Source organism: Streptomyces rishiriensis, from assembly GCF_030815485.1.
GTDB classification, from domain to species: Bacteria; Actinomycetota; Actinomycetes; order Streptomycetales; family Streptomycetaceae; genus Streptomyces; species Streptomyces rishiriensis_A.
The window spans coordinates 5345886-5363789 of sequence record NZ_JAUSWV010000002.1 but is presented as its reverse complement, the minus strand read 5'-3'; the positions used below and the strand labels follow the sequence as shown (position 1 = coordinate 5363789).

The window sequence follows — 17904 nt, the reverse complement described above, 5'->3', positions numbered from 1 at the left end:
AGGGGATCGATATTCCGTGTCATCCGCTCGACGTTCGTTGCTGACCGCCACCGCCGCGGGGACCCTGCTGGGCGCCCTGTGGTTCGTCCCGTCCGCGAACGCGTCCCAGGACACCCCGGCCAGAACGGACACGACGACGCAGATCACGACCCAGGCACGGGCCGCGTCGACGACCACGACCGGCACCGACACCACCACCGGCACGGCCGACGGCACGACCGGGACGACAGCCAGGGCGGCTGCCGACACCACGGCCGATACTGCGGCCGACACCACGGCCGACGACGGCGTCCGGCTCGCCGACACCGGCAGTTTCGACACGACCCCGTACGTCGTCGGCGGAACAACGCTCCTCGCCCTGGGTGCGGGGTTCGTGGTTTATTCCGTTCGCCGGGAACGTCTGGGTTTTTGAATGAACTTGACTGTCCTTTGACAGGTTCTTCATAGTTCGCCTCATGAAGAGATCACCGGGGGCACGGCTGTGCGCCACCGCCGCAATAGGCGCACTGTCGCTCTCCCTCCTCACCGCATGCTCGGACGAGGGGTCCGAGGACTCCGCGGACTCCAAGGCGTCCGCCTCCTCGTCCGCCTCCTCCTCGGCTCCGGCCGCGAAGGCGCTCACCACCGCCGAGCTGGAGAAGCTGCTCCTCGCGCAGGGCGAGCTCAAGGGCTACAAGGCCGCCTCGGGCGACGACACCCTGCCGGCCTCCAAGACGGCCGTGAAGACCGACAAGCCGGCCTGCGACCCGCTCGCCTGGGCCACGGCCGCTCTCGCCCCGGGCGACACGGACGCGAACGCCAGCAACTCGGTCTCCGAGGACAAGGCGTCGACCGCCACCGCGCAGCCGGAGGACCTCGCGGACGCCTTCGACGTCGACATGACGTTCGTGGGTCTCTCCTCGTACGCGGGCGACGGCGCCGAGAAGGCCATGAAGGCCGTCTCCGACGGTGTGACGGCCTGTGCCGGCGGGTTCGCCCTGACGGCCGACGGTGAGAAGACCAAGGTCACCAAGGTCGCCGCGGAGAAGGGCGCCGCGAAGGGCGACGAGGTGGTGGCGTTCACCGAGGACGTCGACATGGACGGCGCGGGCACCGCCACCTTCCACACCGCGGTGGTACGCAAGGGCAACACCGTCGCGACGTTCTACACGGTGAACTTCGCCGCGATGGCCAAGGGCGGCGACATGGGCGCCGTCCCGGCGGCCGTGGTCGACGCGCAGATCGCCAAGCTGAAGTAGCTCCGTCCCCCGCACAGCGAAGGGGCCCCACCGCAGCCGTGCGGTGGGGCCCCTTCGCGCTAGCGCAGGGGTCCGGTGACCGGCTCCACCGCGGCGACGAGCCGTCCCTCGCGCACGAAGGCGTCCGCCGCCGCGAGGTCGGGCGCGAGGAAGCGGTCCGGGCCCGGGCCCTGGACGCCCGCCTTGCGCACGGCCTCGATGACCGCCCGGGTGGCCGGGGCCGGGGTCAGCCCCTCGCGCAGCTCCACACCGCGGGTGGCGGCGTACAGCTCGACGGCGATCACACGCGTGAGGTTGTCGACGGCGGTGCGCAGCTTGCGGGCCGCGGACCAGCCCATCGACACATGGTCCTCCTGCATCGCCGAGGACGGGATCGAGTCGGCGGACGCCGGCACCGCCAGCCTCTTCAGCTCGCTGACCAGCGCGGCCTGCGTGTACTGGGCGATCATCAGCCCCGAGTCGACACCGGCGTCGTCGGCGAGGAACGGCGGAAGGCCGTGGCTGCGGTTCTTGTCCAGCAGCCGGTCGGTGCGCCGCTCGGCGATGGAGGCGAGGTCGGCGACGGCGATGGCCAGGAAGTCCAGGACGTAGGCGACCGGCGCGCCGTGGAAGTTGCCGTTGGACTCGACCCGGCCGCCCCCGGTGCCGAGAGCCTGGGAGGTGTCCCCGAGCAGCACCACCGGGTTGTCGACGGCCGAGGCCAGCTCCCGCTCGGCGACGAGCCGCGCGTGCGCCATGGTGTCGCGGCCCGCGCCGGCGACCTGCGGCGCACAGCGCACCGAGTAGGCGTCCTGGACCCGGGGCGCGTCGTCCTGGTGGTGGCCGGTGAGTTCCGAACCCGCCAGCACGGCCAGCATGTTGGCGGCCGAGGCGGCCTGCCCCGGGTGCGGGCGGATGGCGTGCAGCTCGGGGGCGAGCACCTTGTCGGTGCCGAGCAGGGCCTCCAGGCTGAGCGCGGCCGTGATGTCGGCGGACTTGTAGAGCATGTCGAGGTCGGCGAGGGCCATGACCAGCATGCCGAGCATGCCGTCGGTGCCGTTGAGGAGCGCCAGTCCCTCCTTCTCGCGCAGCTCGACGGGGGCGATCCCGTGCTCGGCGAGCAGTTCGCCGGCGGGCCGTACGGTGCCGTCCGGGCCCTCCGCGTCGCCTTCCCCCATGAGGGTGAGGGCGCAGTGTGACAGCGGGGCCAGGTCGCCGGAGCAGCCGAGTGAGCCGTACTCGTGCACGACCGGGGTGATGCCGGCGTTGAGGATGTCGGCCATGGTCTGCGCGACCTCGGGCCTGACGCCGGTGTGCCCGGAGCAGAGGGTCTTCAGCCGCAGGAACATCAGCGCCCGCACGACCTCGCGCTCGACCCGCGGGCCCATGCCGGCGGCGTGCGAGCGGACGATGTTGCGCTGCAGCTGGGCGCGCAGCTCCGGGCTGATGTGCCGGGTGGCGAGGGCGCCGAACCCGGTGGAGACGCCGTATACGGGCTCGGGCTTGGCCGCCAGGGCGTCCACGATCTCGCGGGCCGCGGCGAGGGCCGCCACGGCCTCCTCGGAGAGCTCGATCCTGGCGCCGTCGCGCGCCACGGCGAGCACGTCGGACTCGGTGACCCCGGACGTCCCCACCACCACAGTGTGCATATACATATTCAGGAGCGTACGCAGTGAAGACCAGGAAGTCACCAGTGGGTACCGGGTTCACCCCTTACCGAATAGGTCACACCCTGGTCGCACCCTCAGCGCCGCCCCCTGAACCGCCGCCGCTCGCCGGCCCGCTCGTGGGGGGGCTCGTCGGCGAGGCGCACGACGGGATCGTCGGGACCTTCCCGCCCGGCGACCACCGGCCGGGCGGCCCGCACCGCCTTGGCCCGGTACTGGGCGGCGTCGGCCAGCCGGAACAGCCTGCGGGCGGAGGACACCGGCCCGATGGGGTCCTCGGTGGAGGCGACCCCGCAGGCCACCCCCTCCCCGAGCTCCAGCTCACCGGCCCGCCGGCAGAGCTCGTCGGCGACCTTGACGACATCGTCGGCGAGCGGCCCGACGGCCAGCAGACAGAACTCGTCGCCGCCGAGCCGGGCGGCCAGCGCGCCGGGCAGCATGGCCCCGCACAGCGACAGCACCGACCCGAACCGCTCCAGGAGCCGGTCTCCGACGGCGTGCCCGAGGGTGTCGTTGACCCGCTTCAGCCCGTTGAGGTCGCACACCACCAGGCTGACGACGATCCCCTCCGCGCGATGCCGCTCGACCGCCTCCTCCAGTCGTACGTCGACGGCGCGGCGGTTGGCCAGACCGGTGAGCGCGTCGGTGAAGGCGAGCCGGCGGGCCTCCTCGAGCCGCTCGGTCTGGGCGAGCCCGGCGGCGACGACGGCGGCGAGGACGGTGGCGAAGTCGGCGTCGGCCCGGTCGAAGACGGGAGTGCCCACGGAACGGGCGACGTACAGCTCGCCCCAGGCGCGGCCGTGCAGCACGATCGGCGCGACCACACAGGAGCCGCGGCCCCGGCGGCGCAGGGCGGCGACCCGCTGATGGCAGTAGCCGGGGCTCCCTGCGGCGGGCCCCTGAGCCGTCTCCACCCAGGCGTCGGGCTCCCCGCCGGCCACCCAGCGCTCGTGCAGGAACTCGGTGATCTCGGGGAACTGGTGCACCGGATAGGCCTCGCTCTCCGGGAACTCGTCCTCGTCGGCGGCCCGGTCCCCCACGTTCACCAGAACGCGCAGCCGCCCGAGGTCCCGCTCCCACACCGAGAGCGCGGCGAAGCCGCCGGAGAGCGCCCGGCAGGCCCCGAGTGCGGCCGCGCGCCAGGACTCGCGGGGGGTGTGCGCGGCCGCCATCCCCTGCGCGAGCGCCACCACGGCCACCAGGCGTCTGTCCTCACCCATCTCCCCAGGCTAGGGACATTCAGCCCGAAAGGGGACACCGAAGCGGTACGCAGAGTGATGAGCGCACGTCCGGTCGCGTGTCGCCGGCCCGCGGCTGCCTCACTCGCCCGGCCATTGCGGCTTCCGCTTCTCGTTGAAGGCCGCCACGCCCTCCGCCCGGTCCCCGGAGAAGGCCACCGCCCGCCACGCGGCGTCCTCGATCTCGAGCCCGGCCCGCAGCTCCAGTCCCTGCCCCAGGCGCAGCGCCCGCTTCGCCGCCCGCAGGCCCACGGGCGAGTTGCCCGCGATCCGCGCGGCCAGTGCCAGCGCCTCCTCCCGGTCCCGCCCCTCGTCCACCAGGACGTCCACCAGACCCAGGTCCCGCGCCTCGGCCGCCGCCACCCGGCGCGCCGTGAACACCAGCTCGGCCGCCCGCGCCGCCCCCACCCGGCGCGGCAGCAACTGGGTCCCGCCGCCGCCGGGGATCACGCCGACCGACACCTCAGGCAGCCCGACCACGGCCGTACCGTCCGCCACGATCACGTCGCACGCCAGCGCCAGTTCGAAGCCGCCGCCCAGCGCGAAGCCGTGCACCGCCGCGACCGAGGGCACCGGCAGCTCCAGCACCCCGGTGTACGCGGCGCGGGTGAGGGGCCGCTGCCGCAGCAGCTCGGCGTCGCTGAAGGAGTTCCGCTCCTTGAGGTCGGCGCCGACGCAGAACGCCCGCTCGTGCGTCGAGGTCAGCACCACCACCCGCACGTCCCGCTCCCCGCCGAGCGCCGCGCAGGCCCCGGCGATGGACCGCGCCATGTCGGTGGAGACGGCGTTCATGGCCTTCGGCCGGTCGAGGACCAGCTCGGCGACGTGCCCGCCGTCCCCGTGCCGCCGCACCAGGACGAACTCCCCGAACCGCTCCTCGCTCATGACACCGCTCCCGACACCGCTCACGACAGACACCCTCCGGTTAACGCGGGTTAACACCGCTCGTCCGATCATCCCAGCCGGGGCCGGGAGACGAAAGGGCGGCCGGTCCCCGCACCCCGCATGTCCGCCCCGCCGACCCGTTCGGGTGACATGCCGCCCAACTCGGTCCGCACCGCCCACAGGAGCGCATAACGTGCGTCCGCCCCGGCGCATCGGGGGCGCGACCGCATCGGGGAGGAACGCGATGACGAGCACGCCGGTGAGCACGTGGACCGGGCAGTACGAGACGGCTCCGCAGGACGGGGGGGAGCTCGTGGAGGACGCCGGGCCGTGGGCCCACCGCCCCCGGGGCCGACACCGCCGTCCCCGCCCCCGCAAGGTGCTGTTCGCCGCCGGCGGCCTCGCACTGGCCGCCGGGGTGCTGAGCCTCGTCCGGCTGACCCCCGACCAAGGGGGCGTCGGTGGCCTCGGCACCGCGGAGGCCGAACCCCGCCCGGAACCCGTCGCGGGCACCGACGACACCGACGTGGGCAGCGGCGCCGACACCGACCGCCCGGCCGGCCCGGCCGTCACCGTCGCGCCCTCACCGACCGCGCCGAGCGCGATGGGCGGAGCGAGCACCGCCCCGGCGCCCCGGGCAAGCCTGGTCCCGGGCGTCCCCGGGGCGCCGACGTCCGTCGCCCTCACCCCGGGCGCCACCTACACCCCGGCCGCGCCCGCGCCCCGCGCCCCCGCGTCCGGAGCGCCGGAAGGGCCCGCCGCGCCGCGGCCCACTTCGCCCCCGAGAACACCGGCACCCGCCCCGGCCACAACCGCGCCGACGCCCCAGCCGCAGCAGCCCGGCGATCCACGTCAGCCGGGCGTCTGCGTTCCCGTCATCGGCCTGTGCGTGGATCCGCTGGGCGCCGCCGTGCCGAGGCTCTAGCCTTCGACGTCGTTGCGCCGGGTCAGCAGCCAGGGCTCGACCACGCCGAGACCGCGCACCGGCCGCTGCCACATCGGCTGGAGCGCGAAGCGGTACTTCGGCGGCGCCTCGCCCTCCTTCTCGGCGGCGGCCGCCTCCTCCGCCGCCTCGGCCTCCGAAGCCGGGGCGTCGCCGGTGCGGATCAGCTCCTCGGCGAAGGCGCTGTCGACGAGGACGGCGTCCCGGGGAGCTATCGACGTCAGCCGGGACGCCAGGTTGACCGTCGTGCCGAAGACATCGCCCATCCGGGTGGTGACCGTGCCGAAGGCCATGCCGACGCGGAGTTCGGGCATCGTCTCGTCGTTGCTCATCGTCTCGACGAGCAGCAGCGCGATGTCGGCGGCGATGCCCGCGTCGTCGGCCGCGTACAGCACCTCGTCGCCGAGCGTCTTGATCAGCCGTCCGCCGCGCGCGGCGACCAGGTCGGCGGCGGTCGTCTCGAAGGCCTCGACGAGTTCGCCGAGCTCCTCCTCCTCCATCCGCCGGGTCAGCCGCGTGAAGCCGACGAGGTCCGCGAAGGCGACGGCCAGCCGCCGGTCGACCATCTCCTCGTCGTCGGCTGCCTGTACGACCCGGCCCGCCGAGGCGGCGAGCTGCCGGCGCCAGACGTAGACGAGGAACTCCTCCAGTTCGGGCAGCAGCAGCTCGACGATGGGATACGTGACCTCGGTACGGGTCATCCCCGGCTCGGGCGGCTCGGTCAGCCCCTCCAGGAAGGAGTCGATCTGCCACTCCGCCAGACGGGCGGTGGTCTGCCCCGTGGACCGCGCCACCTGCACGGCCATCGCCTCGCTCAGCAGCCCCGCCTCCACGAGACCGGCCAGCCGCCGCAGGGCGAGGACGTCGGCCTCGGTGAGCGCCCTGGCCTGCCCGATGTCGGCGAAGCCCATGGCCCGCCAGAAGCGCGACGCCAGCTCCATGGAGACACCGGCGCTGCGGGCGGCCTGGAACGGGGTGTAACGCCGCTCGGCGCCGAGGATGAGCTGTTCGAGGCGCAGGGCGAGAGGATGCGGGTCCTCACCGGGGTCGCCCGGCTCACCGGGTTCCGCGGCCGGCAGGTTTCCCCGGCCGTCCGCGCCCGCGCCGGAGCCCGTGTCGTCGACGGTCACGCCTGCTGCCCTTCCGATCTTCCGCGGTCAGGTATCGACCGGCCTCAACTCTACGGCAGGTGTGCGCCAGCTCACTCCGTCCGGTTCGGCGGGCTGACGCCGCCCGGCATCCGGGTCACGCCGGCCTCAGATGCACGATGTCCCCCGCGCCCACCGGCTCCTGTACCCCTTCCTTCGTGGCGATCACAAGCCGTCCGTCCCCGTCGACCGCGACCGCCTCGCCGACGATCGACCGGTCCCCCGGCAGCTCGGCCCGTACCGTTCGTCCCAGCGTCGCGCACCCGGCCGCGTACGTCTCCTGGAGACCGCTCGCCGCCGGGTCTCCGCCGGCCGCCCGCCAGCGCCCGTACCACTCCTCCAGCGCGCGCAGGACACCCCTCAGCAGCGGGTCCCGGTCCGTGACGAGCGCGCCGGCGAGGGCCAGCGATCCCGCCTGGGGCACCGGCAGCTCGTCCGCCCGCAGGGTGACGTTGAGGCCGACCCCGACGACCACCGACTCCTGTCCGGCCCGCTCCGCGAGGATGCCGCCCGCCTTGCGTTCCTCTCCCCCGACGGTCACCAGGAGGTCGTTGGGCCACTTGAGTGCCGTGTCGACGCCCGCCGCCCGGGACAGTCCCGTCGCCACGGCCACCCCGGTGAGCAACGGCAACCAGCCCCAGCGGGCCACCGGCACCTCGCTCGGGGTGAGCAGCACGGAGAAGAACAGCCCGGAACGCGGGGGCGCGGTCCACCGGCGGTCCAGCCGGCCGCGCCCCGAGGTCTGCTCCTCGGCGAGGAGGACCGCGCCCTCGCGCACCGTGCCTGCGCCCGCCGCGTCGACCAGGTCGGAGTTGGTGGAACCGGTGCTCTGCACCACCTCCACCTGCGACCACAGCCCGCCCTCGCGTACCAGCGCCCGGCGCAGCGCCGGGGCGTTGAGGGGCGGACGGTCCAGATCGGACCACCGGCTGGCGCCGTCGTCTGCTGCATCTCGCGGTGTCATGCAAGCCACCCTAGGTGTGTTGAATGCCGCACTGCCGATCCCCAGGGCCAGCACTACTCTACGGATGAGTAACCGTCCCCCCTTTTGAGCAGGCAGGGAGCCACATCCCGATGTCCGAGCCGGAAGAGCGCCACGAGATCCCAGGGATCGACATCCACACGACCGCGGGCAAGCTCGCGGATCTCCAGCGGCGCATCGAGGAAGCGACGCACGCCGGTTCGGCGCGTGCCGTCGAGAAGCAGCACGCCAAGGGCAAGTTGACGGCCCGTGAGCGGATCGAGCTGCTCCTCGACGAGGGCTCGTTCGTCGAGTTGGACGAGTTCGCCCGGCACCGTTCCACCAACTTCGGCCTGGAGAGCAACCGTCCGTACGGAGACGGCGTCGTCACCGGGTACGGCACGGTCGACGGCCGTCCGGTCGCCGTCTTCTCCCAGGACTTCACGGTCTTCGGCGGCGCGCTCGGCGAGGTCTACGGCCAGAAGATCGTCAAGGTGATGGACTTCGCGCTGAAGACCGGCTGCCCGGTCATCGGCATCAACGACTCCGGCGGCGCCCGCATCCAGGAGGGCGTCGCGTCCCTGGGCGCGTACGGCGAGATCTTCCGCCGCAACACGCACGCGTCCGGGGTGATCCCGCAGATCAGCCTGGTCGTGGGCCCGTGCGCGGGCGGCGCGGTGTACTCGCCCGCGATCACCGACTTCACGGTGATGGTGGACCAGACCTCGCACATGTTCATCACCGGTCCGGACGTCATCAAGACGGTCACCGGCGAGGACGTCGGCTTCGAGGAGCTGGGCGGCGCGCGCACCCACAACGCGGTGTCGGGCGTGGCGCACCACATGGCCGGCGACGAGAAGGACGCCATCGAGTACGTCAAGCAGCTGCTGTCGTACCTGCCGTCCAACAACCTCTCCGAGGCTCCGGTGTTCCCGGAGGAGGCGGACCTGTCCGTCACCGAGGAGGACCTGGAGCTGGACTCCATCGTCCCGGACAGCGCCAACCAGCCGTACGACATGCACACGGTGATCGAACACGTGCTGGACGACGCCGAGTTCTTCGAGACGCAGGCGCTCTTCGCGCCCAACATCCTCACCGGCTACGGCCGCGTCGAGGGCCACCCGGTCGGCATCGTCGCCAACCAGCCGATGCAGTTCGCCGGGTGTCTGGACATCACGGCCTCGGAGAAGGCAGCCCGCTTCGTCCGCACCTGCGACGCCTTCAACATCCCGGTCATCACGTTCGTGGACGTGCCCGGCTTCCTGCCCGGCGTCGACCAGGAGCACGACGGCATCATCCGCCGCGGCGCCAAGCTGATCTACGCCTACGCCGAGGCCACCGTCCCGCTGATCACCGTCATCACCCGCAAGGCCTTCGGCGGCGCCTACGACGTCATGGGCTCCAAGCACCTGGGCGCGGACCTCAACCTGGCCTGGCCGACCGCCCAGATCGCCGTGATGGGCGCCCAGGGCGCGGTCAACATCCTGCACCGCCGCACCCTGGCGGAGGCGGCGGCGAGCGGTGAGGATCTGGAGACGGTGCGCGCCCGGCTGATCCGGGAGTACGAGGATGCCCTCCTCAACCCCTACGTCGCGGCCGAACGCGGCTACGTCGACTCGGTGATCATGCCGTCCGACACCCGTCGGCACATCGTGCGCGGCCTGCGTCAGCTGCGCACCAAGCGGGAATCCCTCCCTCCGAAGAAGCACGGCAACATCCCCCTCTAAGGAGCCGCTGTGACGATCAAGGTCGTACGGGGCAACCCGACCCCCGAGGAGCTCGCCGCCGCCCTGGCGGTGGTCCGGGCCCGCGCCGCGGCGGCAGCGGCCACACCGTCCGGCGCGGAAGGCGCCAGGGACGCGTGGTCCGACCCCGCCCGCATCGCGGGACAGCGCCTGCCGCAGCCCGGCCAGGCCTCCTGGACCCGCACCTACTGGCCGTCCTAGGGGCAGCCGACCCGCTTTTCGGGGGCGCGGGGCCGTAGCGACGCACGGCCCCGCGCGGGAGTGATCGGCCCCACCGGCCCGCAGCCGACGAACACCCGGACATCCGGTGAACGGCTGCGGGCCCACAACGTGAGTACGGGTACTCAGGCGCAGTCAACCCGGCGTGCCGCACGCTGGTGACATGCTGTGGTCCGACCCCGAGAACGAGCCCCCCGAGGAACTCCGCGAGATGCAGGAGACCCTGCGGAGACTCGGCCTCTTCCTGGCGTTGGCCATGGTGGTGGCGATGCTCGTGCTGGGGCTCGGGTAGCCACGCCACGCCGCTAGGCTGATCGCATGCGCCGACTCGTCCTCGCCTCCCAGTCCCCCGCCCGGCTGAACCTGCTGCGACAGGCCGGTCTCGCCCCCGAGGTGATCGTGAGCGGGGTCGACGAGGACGCCGTCACCGCCCCCACCCCGGCCGACCTGGCGCTCGCGCTCGCCGAGGCGAAGGCCTCCGTGGTGGCCGCGAAGCCCGAGGTCAAGGGCGCGCTGGTGATCGGCTGCGACTCGGTGCTGGACCTGGACGGCGAGGCGCTGGGCAAGCCCGCGGACGCCGCGGAGGCCACCGCGCGCTGGAAGGCGATGCGCGGCCGGGCCGGGACGCTCCAGACCGGCCACTGCGTCTACGACACCGTCAGCGGGCGCTACACCTCCGCGACCGCCTCCACCGTCGTGCGCTTCGGCGAGCCGACCGACGAGGAGATCGCGGCGTACGTCGCCTCGGGCGAACCCCTCCACGTCGCCGGGGCGTTCACCCTCGACGGCCGCTCCGCCCCGTTCATCGAGGGCATCGACGGCGACCACGGCAACGTCATCGGCATCAGCCTGCCCCTGGTGCGCCGGCTGCTGGCGCACCTGGGCGTAGGGATCACGGAGTTGTGGGCGCCGTCGGAGGCGTGACCGGCGCCGGCGCGAGCGGCGGCCCGCCGCCGGCGCCCTTGCCGTCCTGCGGCTGCCCGGCGACAGGCCGCTCCTTGGCGTCGTAGGTCATCAGGAGCAGCACGATCAGGGCGAGGACGACCACCATGAACACGAACTGCGTCCAGCCCAGCAGACCCCACGCGAAGGCGCCCAGCAGGCCGTGCACGACCGCGGCGCTGATCAGCAGCACCCGGCCGAACCCGGCGGGCGCGCGGTCGCGCAGCGCCACCAGCAGGGCCACCACGGCGCACAGGCCGAAGTAGAGGCCGAAGAGGATCCCCCCGACCTTCGAGGACGTCGACATGACGTCCGGGTCCATTCCGGCCAGGGACATGTCCTGCCGGTCCACCACGACGCCCATGAACCAGTTCAGCGCGGCGACCCCGAGCGCCTCCGCGAAGAGCACGACCGCCACGATCCACGCCACCGGTCTGCGCACCACCGGTCCCACCCACTTTCGACCCCGCCCCGAGCAAGGATGCGGTTACCTGAAGTACGTTCGGAACATCCTGAACGCTACTAACGGGTAAACCCCGGGACAAGGGTTCTGCGCGCGGCAAAGAATCATTGGGCCATTCGTAGGGACTCCACAAAGAAACGGAGTGTGCCGCAGCACGTGCTCACAGAGACCTTGGCCACATCAGAGGGCTAGGGTTTGGCGGAGCAGTGCTGCGTACGGCGGTACTACAAGGGATTTCGCGGTCGAGTGAGCCTGGCATCACGCTCCGTGTGGGCAAGCTCACCTTTGGGGACGGGTCGATGAGGCGTGTCGGCAGTCCCTAAACTCGGCTTGTTTCAAGGAGGGAGCCTCAATCGTGCGCAAGGTGCTCATCGCCAACCGTGGCGAAATCGCAGTCCGCGTGGCCCGGGCATGCCGGGATGCCGGTATCGCGAGCGTGGCCGTGTATGCCGAACCGGACCGGGACGCTCTGCATGTCCGCGCCGCGGATGAGGCGTTCGCCCTGGGCGGTGACTCTCCTGCGACCAGCTATCTCGATATCGAGAAGGTGCTGAACGCGGCGAGGGAGTCCGAGGCCGACGCCGTTCATCCCGGCTACGGCTTCCTCTCGGAGAACGCCGAGTTCGCACAGGCCGTGCTGGACGCGGGCCTGATCTGGATCGGCCCGCCGCCGCAGGCCATCCGTGACCTCGGCGACAAGGTCGCTGCCCGGCACATCGCCCAGCGGGCGGGCGCTCCGCTGGTCGCCGGTACGCCCGACCCGGTCTCCGGCGCCGACGAAGTCGTCGCCTTCGCCGAGGAGCACGGCCTGCCGATCGCGATCAAGGCCGCCTTCGGCGGCGGCGGTCGCGGCCTGAAGGTCGCCCGGACGCTGGAAGAAGTCCCCGAGCTGTACGACTCGGCCGTCCGTGAGGCGGTCGCCGCGTTCGGGCGGGGCGAGTGCTTCGTCGAGCGCTACCTGGACAAGCCGCGGCATGTCGAGACGCAGTGCCTGGCCGACAGCCACGGCAACGTGGTCGTCGTCTCGACGCGTGACTGTTCGCTGCAGCGCCGCCACCAGAAGCTGGTCGAGGAGGCCCCGGCGCCGTTCCTGTCCGAGGCGCAGGTCGCCGAGCTGTACTCCTCCTCCAAGGCCATCCTGAAGGAGGCCGGTTACGTCGGCGCGGGCACCGTCGAGTTCCTCGTCGGCGTGGACGGCACCATCTCCTTCCTGGAGGTCAACACCCGTCTCCAGGTCGAGCACCCGGTGACCGAGGAAGTCGCGGGCATCGACCTGGTGCGCGAGATGTTCCGGATCGCCGACGGCGAGGAGCTCGGTTACGGCGACCCGGAGCTGCGCGGTCACTCCTTCGAGTTCCGTATCAACGGCGAGGACCCGGGCCGGGGCTTCCTGCCGGCCCCGGGCACGGTCACCACGTTCGCCGCGCCGTCCGGTCCGGGTGTGCGCCTGGACGCGGGCGTCGAGTCCGGCAGCGTGATCGGCCCGGCGTGGGACTCGCTCCTCGCCAAGCTGATCGTCACCGGCGCCACCCGTGAGCAGGCGCTCCAGCGGGCGGCCCGCGCCCTGGCGGAGTTCCAGGTCGAGGGCATGGCCACCGCCATCCCGTTCCACCGTGCGGTGGTCGCGGACCCGGCGTTCGCACCCGAGCTCACCGGCAGCCAGGACCCGTTCACGGTCCACACGCGCTGGATCGAGACCGAGTTCGTCAACGAGATCCCCGCGTTCTCGGCCCAGGCCGACAGCGAGGCCGAGGACGACACCGACCGCGAGACGATCGTCGTCGAGGTCGGCGGCAAGCGCCTGGAGGTCTCCCTCCCGTCCTCGCTCGGCATGAGCCTGGCCCGCACGGGCCTCGCGGCGGGCGCCAAGCCCAAGCGCCGCGCGGCGAAGAAGTCCGGCCCCATGGCCTCCGGCGACACCCTCGCCTCCCCGATGCAGGGCACCATCGTCAAGGTGGCCGTCGAGGAAGGCCAGGAGGTCAAGGAGGGCGACCTGATCGTCGTCCTCGAAGCCATGAAGATGGAACAGCCGCTGAACGCGCACCGCTCCGGCACCGTGAAGGGCCTGGCCGCGGAGATCGGCGCGTCCATCACCTCGGGCGCCGCGATCTGCGAGATCAAGGACTGACCCCGGCAGTCACCCGTGTCGAGGCGCCCGGCCCCCGGGCGCCTCGCCGCGTTCAGAGCCTCTGCCGGCCTGCGGGTGCGCCGGAACCATCCGACCCGCCCGCGCCACCCGGCCCGTCCGGGCGCCCCCTCTCCGGGAGTCCGAGGGCGAGGTCAGTTCAGGGCCGAACGGGGGTCCGGGGGCGGGACCCCCGGTCACCCGGCACCGACGACGCGCCCGAGGTCAACGACGACGCAGATCCGCGACCCGCGCACGCTCCGCGCCGGCGGACTGCTCGCCCATCATCGAAGCCGCCCGCAATCCCGCGGCAGCGCCCGGCACCTGCCCCCGGCGCGGTGCCGGCAGCGGCACGTCCCGACGCTGCTGCTGATGGCGCGCCGGGACCGCATCACCCCCCGGGCTCCCCGACGCCCCGGCCACGGCGATCTGCACCCCCTGATCCGCCAGAGCCTGGAGCTCGGTGCCCGCACGGTCGTCGTGCGCGGGCGGCTCGTCGGTCACCAGCCGGGTGATGACGTCCGTCGGCACGGTCTGGAACATCGTGTCCGTGCCGAGCTTGGTGTGATCGGCGAGGACGACGACCTCGGCGGCCGCCTGCACCAGCGCCCGGTCCACGGACGCCGACAGCATGTTGGACGTGGACAGCCCGCGCTCCGCGGTCAGTCCGCTCCCGGAGATGAAGGCCCGCGACACCCTGAGTCCCTGGAGGGACTGCTCGGCGCCGCTCCCCACGAGGGCGTAGTTGGAGCCGCGCAGGGTGCCGCCGGTCATCACGACCTCGACCCGGTTGGCATGGGCCAACGCCTGGGCGACGAGCAGGGAGTTGGTGACGACGGTCAGACCGGGCACCCGGGCGAGCCGGCGGGCCAGCTCCTGTGTGGTGGTGCCCGCCCCGACCACGATGGCTTCGCCCTCTTCGACGAAGTTGGCGGCGAGGTCCGCGATGGCGGTCTTTTCGGCGGTCGCGAGATGGGATTTCTGCGGAAAGCCGGATTCTCGCGTGAACCCGCCCGGCAATACCGCACCGCCGTGCCGGCGGTCGAGGAGTCCTTCTGCCTCCAGTGCGCGCACGTCCCGCCGTACGGTCACTTCGGAGGTCTGGACGACGCGGGCGAGTTCACGGAGCGACACGGCCCCGTTCGCTCGCACCATTTCGAGGATCAATTGGCGACGTTCTGCAGCGAACACGAAACTGACAGTAACGCGGACGACCGTCTGCTTTCAGCTCTTTGCGCCGAATAGTAGAAGTTGTTCGCACAGGGGGACGGGGAGTGGTATAGGGCCCAGTTCCGGCGCCTATGCCTCCCGCACGTCCGGCAACCCGGCGACGACCCGCCGTCAACTCCCCGTGACCAGCGGGGAGTCGAAACCGGTCGTCAGGCGTCGCCCGCCGTCTTCCGGGTGTGCAGCTGTCGCGCCACCTCCGCGATCGACCCGGAAAGAGACGGGTACACGGTGAACGCGTTCGCGATCTGTTCGACCGTCAGGTTGTTGTCGACGGCGATCGAGATCGGATGGATGAGTTCCGAGGCGCGCGGCGCCACGACCACACCGCCGACGACGATCCCGGTGCCCGGGCGGCAGAAGATCTTGACGAAGCCGTCGCGGATGCCCTGCATCTTGGCGCGCGGGTTGCGCAGCAGCGGCAGCTTGACGACCCGGGCGTCGATCTTGCCGCCGTCCACGTCGGCCTGGCTGTAGCCGACGGTGGCGATCTCGGGGTCGGTGAAGACGTTCGAGGAGACGGTCTTCAGGTTGAGCGGGGCCACCGCGTCGCCGAGGAAGTGGTACATGGCGATGCGGCCCTGCATGGCGGCGACCGAGGCCAGGGCGAAGACCCCGGTCACGTCGCCGGCCGCGTACACGCCGGGGGCGGTGGTCCGGGAGACCTTGTCGGTCCAGATGTGACCCGACTCGCGGACCTTGACGCCCGCCTCCTCCAGGCCCATCCCCTCGCTGTTGGGAATGGCGCCGACCGCCATGAGGCAGTGCGAACCGGTGATGACCCGGCCGTCGGACAGGGTGACCTCGACCCGGTCGCCGACCCGCTTGGCGGACTCGGCGCGCGAGCGGGCCATGACGTTCATGCCACGGCGCCGGAAGACGTCCTCGAGGACGGCGGCGGCGTCCGGGTCCTCGCCGGGCAGCACGCGCTCGCGCGAGGACACGAGGGTGACCTTGGAGCCGAGGGCCTGGTAGGCGCCGGCGAACTCCGCGCCGGTCACACCCGAGCCGACCACGATGAGTTCCTCGGGGAGCTCGCCGAGGTCGTAGACCTGGGTCCAGTTCAGGATGCGCTCGCCGTCGGGCTGGGCGTCCGGCAGCTCGCGCGGGTGGGCGCCGGTGGCGAGCAGCACGGCGTCGGCGGTGAGGGTCTCCTCGGTGCCGTCGGCGGCGCTGACGACGACCTTGCGCGAGCCGTCGAGGGACTGCATGCCCGCCAGCCGGCCCCGGCCGCGCAGCACGCGCGCGCCGGCCCGGGTGACGGAGGCGGTGATGTCGTGCGACTGGGCGAGCGCGAGCCGCTTCACCCGGCGGTTGACCTTGCCGAGGTCCACGCCGACGACCCGGGCGGCCTGCTCCAGCGGCGGCGTGTCGTCGGCGACGATGATCCCCAGTTCCTCGTACGAGGAGTCGAAGGTGGTCATCACCTCGGCCGTGGCGATCAGGGTCTTCGACGGCACGCAGTCGGTCAGCACCGACGCTCCGCCCAGACCGTCGCAGTCGACGACGGTCACCTCCGCGCCGAGCTGCGCGGCAACCAGCGCCGCCTCATAGCCGCCGGGTCCGCCACCGATGATCACGATCCGAGTCACGTACTCCATTGTCCCGCACGGGGGCCGGTGGTCCTGCCCCGGGGGCCGCGGGGGGCGCCACTGTTACGAGAGTGACGCGTGCGCGGGCTGCCGTACTCTCCTTGCATGTCGCTCTACGCCGCGTACGCCGGCAACCTCGACGCGCGGCTGATGACCCGCCGCGCTCCCCACTCGCCGCTTCGCGCCACCGGCTGGCTGAACGGGTGGCGGCTGACGTTCGGCGGCGAGCAGCTGGGCTGGGAGGGCGCGCTGGCGACGGTCGCCGAGGACCCCGGCGCGCAGGTCTTCGTCGCGCTGTACGACGTCGCCCCCATGGACGAGGACTCCCTGGACCGCTGGGAGGGCGTGGGCCTCGGCATCTACCGGCGCACCCGGGTACGGGTGCAGACGATGGAGGGGGAGGAGTCCGCCTGGATGTTCGTGCTGAACGGCTACGAGGGCGGGCTGCCCGCGGCCCGCTATCTCGGGGAGATCGCCGACGCCGCCGAATCCGCCGGAGCACCACACGATTACGTGATGGAGCTGCGCAAGAGGCCTTGCTGAGCGCGGCCGACCCTGGACTCGGAACATCCGCGCGCGCCGACGACTGATCGTCGCCCGGCGGTCCACGCCTCGTTGGAAACGACAAGACAACGATCGCCATCCCGTTGGCCCGGTCATCTACGCGCGTAGGCCCGAACCGGCTACCCTCATCGCGTGAACGCATCTCTTCTCCCGGACGACATCCAGGGCGACCCGCACGCCGCCGCCGACGCCGCCGCCGCGCGCCTGCGCGAACTGACCGGCGCCGAGACCCACGACGTGGCCCTCGTGATGGGCTCCGGCTGGGCGCCGGCGGTCGACGCCCTGGGCGCTCCCGACGCCGAGTTCCAGGTCACCGAGCTGCCCGGATTCCCGCCGCCCGCGGTCGAGGGTCACGGCGGCAAGGTCCGCTCGTACCAGATCGGCGAGAAGCGGGCGCTGGTCTACCTGGGCCGCACCCACTACTACGAGGGCCGCGGCGTCGCCGCCGTCGCCCACGGGGTCCGCACGGCGGTGGCGGCCGGCTGCAAGACGATCGTGCTGACGAACGGCTGCGGCGGCCTGCGCGAGGGCATGCGCCCCGGGCAGCCGGTGCTGATCAGCGACCACATCAACCTCACGGCGACGTCCCCCATCGTCGGCGCGAACTTCGTGGACCTGACGGACCTCTACTCCCCGCGGCTGCGCACGCTGTGCAAGGAGATCGACGCCACGCTGGAGGAGGGCGTCTACGCCCAGTTCCCCGGCCCGCACTACGAGACGCCGGCCGAGATCCGGATGGCCCGCACCATCGGCGCGGACCTGGTGGGCATGTCGACCGTGCTGGAAGCCATCGCGGCGCGTGAGGCGGGGGCGGAAGTGCTGGGTATCTCCCTCGTGACGAATCTCGCCGCGGGAATGACCGGCGAGCCGCTGAACCACGAGGAGGTTCTGCAGGCCGGGCGGGACAGCGCGACGCGGATGGGATCGTTGCTGGCCCAGGTGCTCGGACGGCTCTGAGCGCCGTCCTG

At 72.3% G+C, this 17904-nt stretch carries 18 protein-coding genes; 10 read left to right on the top strand and 8 right to left on the bottom strand.

The window, feature by feature from the left end; all coding sequences use genetic code 11:
• Positions 1-16: 16 nt before the first annotated feature.
• Positions 17-412, top strand: coding sequence for an LPXTG cell wall anchor domain-containing protein (locus QF030_RS26485; protein WP_307165101.1), 396 nt, complete (start codon positions 17-19; stop codon positions 410-412).
• Between the two features lie 43 nt (positions 413-455).
• On the top strand, positions 456-1238 hold the full coding sequence (locus QF030_RS26480) for a hypothetical protein (protein ID WP_307165100.1): 783 nt from the start codon (positions 456-458) through the stop codon (positions 1236-1238).
• Positions 1239-1297: 59 nt separating this feature from the next.
• Here QF030_RS26480 and hutH read toward each other — a convergent pair whose 3' ends face one another.
• The 3 genes from hutH to QF030_RS26465 all read right to left on the bottom strand — a co-directional run bounded on the left by hutH (position 1298) and on the right by QF030_RS26465 (position 5007).
• Complete coding sequence (hutH, locus tag QF030_RS26475) at positions 1298-2866, bottom strand: histidine ammonia-lyase (RefSeq protein ID WP_307167705.1); 1569 nt, start codon at positions 2864-2866, stop codon at positions 1298-1300.
• Positions 2867-2961: 95 nt separating this feature from the next.
• Entirely contained in the window at positions 2962-4104 is a 1143-nt protein-coding gene (locus tag QF030_RS26470) for a GGDEF domain-containing protein (RefSeq protein WP_307165099.1), read from the bottom strand.
• Positions 4105-4203: 99 nt separating this feature from the next.
• Complete coding sequence (locus QF030_RS26465) at positions 4204-5007, bottom strand: enoyl-CoA hydratase/isomerase family protein (RefSeq protein ID WP_307165098.1); 804 nt, start codon at positions 5005-5007, stop codon at positions 4204-4206.
• 244 nt (positions 5008-5251) lie between these two features.
• Here QF030_RS26465 and QF030_RS26460 point away from each other — a divergent pair, with 244 nt between their 5' ends.
• Positions 5252-5932, top strand: a complete 681-nt coding sequence (locus QF030_RS26460; RefSeq protein WP_307165097.1) for a hypothetical protein — start codon at positions 5252-5254, stop codon at positions 5930-5932.
• Here QF030_RS26460 and QF030_RS26455 read toward each other — a convergent pair.
• Positions 5929-7080 carry an adenylate/guanylate cyclase domain-containing protein gene (locus tag QF030_RS26455; protein WP_307165096.1) on the bottom strand — a complete coding sequence of 384 codons (1152 nt, stop codon included), beginning with the start codon at positions 7078-7080 and terminating at the stop codon, positions 5929-5931. The two genes, QF030_RS26460 and QF030_RS26455, sit on opposite strands and share 4 nt — an antisense overlap.
• 115 nt (positions 7081-7195) lie before the next feature.
• Entirely contained in the window at positions 7196-8062 is an 867-nt protein-coding gene (locus tag QF030_RS26450; protein ID WP_307165095.1) for a biotin--[acetyl-CoA-carboxylase] ligase, read from the bottom strand.
• A gap of 110 nt (positions 8063-8172) precedes the next feature.
• Between QF030_RS26450 and QF030_RS26445 the strand changes: the two genes are divergently transcribed.
• The 4 genes from QF030_RS26445 (at position 8173) to QF030_RS26430 (ending at position 10947) form a co-directional block, all read left to right on the top strand.
• Positions 8173-9786, top strand: a complete 1614-nt coding sequence (locus tag QF030_RS26445) for an acyl-CoA carboxylase subunit beta (protein WP_307165094.1) — start codon at positions 8173-8175, stop codon at positions 9784-9786.
• Positions 9787-9795: 9 nt separating this feature from the next.
• On the top strand, positions 9796-10005 hold the full coding sequence (locus QF030_RS26440) for an acyl-CoA carboxylase epsilon subunit (RefSeq protein ID WP_307165093.1): 210 nt from the start codon (positions 9796-9798) through the stop codon (positions 10003-10005).
• A 181-nt stretch (positions 10006-10186) separates the two neighbouring features.
• Positions 10187-10315, top strand: a complete 129-nt coding sequence (mmpB, locus tag QF030_RS26435; protein WP_307165092.1) for a morphogenic membrane protein MmpB — start codon at positions 10187-10189, stop codon at positions 10313-10315.
• Positions 10316-10341: 26 nt separating this feature from the next.
• Positions 10342-10947: a Maf family protein gene (locus QF030_RS26430; protein WP_307165091.1), complete on the top strand. Its 606-nt coding sequence runs from the start codon at positions 10342-10344 to the stop codon at positions 10945-10947.
• Here QF030_RS26430 and QF030_RS26425 read toward each other — a convergent pair.
• The gene (locus tag QF030_RS26425; protein WP_307165090.1) at positions 10916-11410 is read right to left on the bottom strand and encodes a hypothetical protein; all 495 of its coding nucleotides are present in this window, start codon (positions 11408-11410) and stop codon (positions 10916-10918) included. The two genes, QF030_RS26430 and QF030_RS26425, sit on opposite strands and share 32 nt — an antisense overlap.
• 373 nt (positions 11411-11783) lie before the next feature.
• Between QF030_RS26425 and QF030_RS26420 the strand changes: the two genes are divergently transcribed.
• A complete protein-coding gene (locus tag QF030_RS26420; RefSeq protein ID WP_307165089.1) occupies positions 11784-13556 on the top strand; it encodes an acetyl/propionyl/methylcrotonyl-CoA carboxylase subunit alpha in 1773 nt (590 codons plus the stop codon).
• A 222-nt stretch (positions 13557-13778) separates the two neighbouring features.
• On the opposite strand, the gene QF030_RS26415 is transcribed toward QF030_RS26420, so the two are convergent.
• Both QF030_RS26415 and QF030_RS26410 read right to left on the bottom strand, forming a co-directional pair.
• A complete protein-coding gene (locus tag QF030_RS26415; protein WP_307165088.1) occupies positions 13779-14744 on the bottom strand; it encodes a DeoR/GlpR family DNA-binding transcription regulator in 966 nt (321 codons plus the stop codon).
• 188 nt (positions 14745-14932) lie between these two features.
• On the bottom strand, positions 14933-16381 hold the full coding sequence (locus QF030_RS26410; RefSeq protein WP_307165087.1) for an NAD(P)H-quinone dehydrogenase: 1449 nt from the start codon (positions 16379-16381) through the stop codon (positions 14933-14935).
• A 96-nt stretch (positions 16382-16477) separates the two neighbouring features.
• Between QF030_RS26410 and QF030_RS26405 the strand changes: the two genes are divergently transcribed.
• Entirely contained in the window at positions 16478-16915 is a 438-nt protein-coding gene (locus tag QF030_RS26405; protein WP_307165086.1) for a gamma-glutamylcyclotransferase, read from the top strand.
• A gap of 153 nt (positions 16916-17068) precedes the next feature.
• The gene (locus QF030_RS26400; protein ID WP_307165085.1) at positions 17069-17893 is read left to right on the top strand and encodes a purine-nucleoside phosphorylase; all 825 of its coding nucleotides are present in this window, start codon (positions 17069-17071) and stop codon (positions 17891-17893) included.
• Positions 17894-17904 lie beyond the last annotated feature (11 nt).

Bases quoted from the DNA above. Each gene is read 5' to 3' on its own strand.
- QF030_RS26480 (WP_307165100.1), top strand. From the start codon at position 456: ATGAAGAGATCACCGGGGGCACGGCTGTGCGCCACCGCCGCAATAGGC.
- hutH (WP_307167705.1), bottom strand. From the start codon at position 2,866: ATGCACACTGTGGTGGTGGGGACGTCCGGGGTCACCGAGTCCGACGTG.
- QF030_RS26470 (WP_307165099.1), bottom strand. From the start codon at position 4,104: ATGGGTGAGGACAGACGCCTGGTGGCCGTGGTGGCGCTCGCGCAGGGG.
- QF030_RS26465 (WP_307165098.1), bottom strand. From the start codon at position 5,007: ATGAGCGAGGAGCGGTTCGGGGAGTTCGTCCTGGTGCGGCGGCACGGG.
- QF030_RS26460 (WP_307165097.1), top strand. From the start codon at position 5,252: ATGACGAGCACGCCGGTGAGCACGTGGACCGGGCAGTACGAGACGGCT.
- QF030_RS26450 (WP_307165095.1), bottom strand. From the start codon at position 8,062: ATGACACCGCGAGATGCAGCAGACGACGGCGCCAGCCGGTGGTCCGAT.
- QF030_RS26445 (WP_307165094.1), top strand. From the start codon at position 8,173: ATGTCCGAGCCGGAAGAGCGCCACGAGATCCCAGGGATCGACATCCAC.
- mmpB (WP_307165092.1), top strand. From the start codon at position 10,187: ATGCTGTGGTCCGACCCCGAGAACGAGCCCCCCGAGGAACTCCGCGAG.
- QF030_RS26430 (WP_307165091.1), top strand. From the start codon at position 10,342: ATGCGCCGACTCGTCCTCGCCTCCCAGTCCCCCGCCCGGCTGAACCTG.
- QF030_RS26410 (WP_307165087.1), bottom strand. From the start codon at position 16,381: ATGGAGTACGTGACTCGGATCGTGATCATCGGTGGCGGACCCGGCGGC.
- QF030_RS26405 (WP_307165086.1), top strand. From the start codon at position 16,478: ATGTCGCTCTACGCCGCGTACGCCGGCAACCTCGACGCGCGGCTGATG.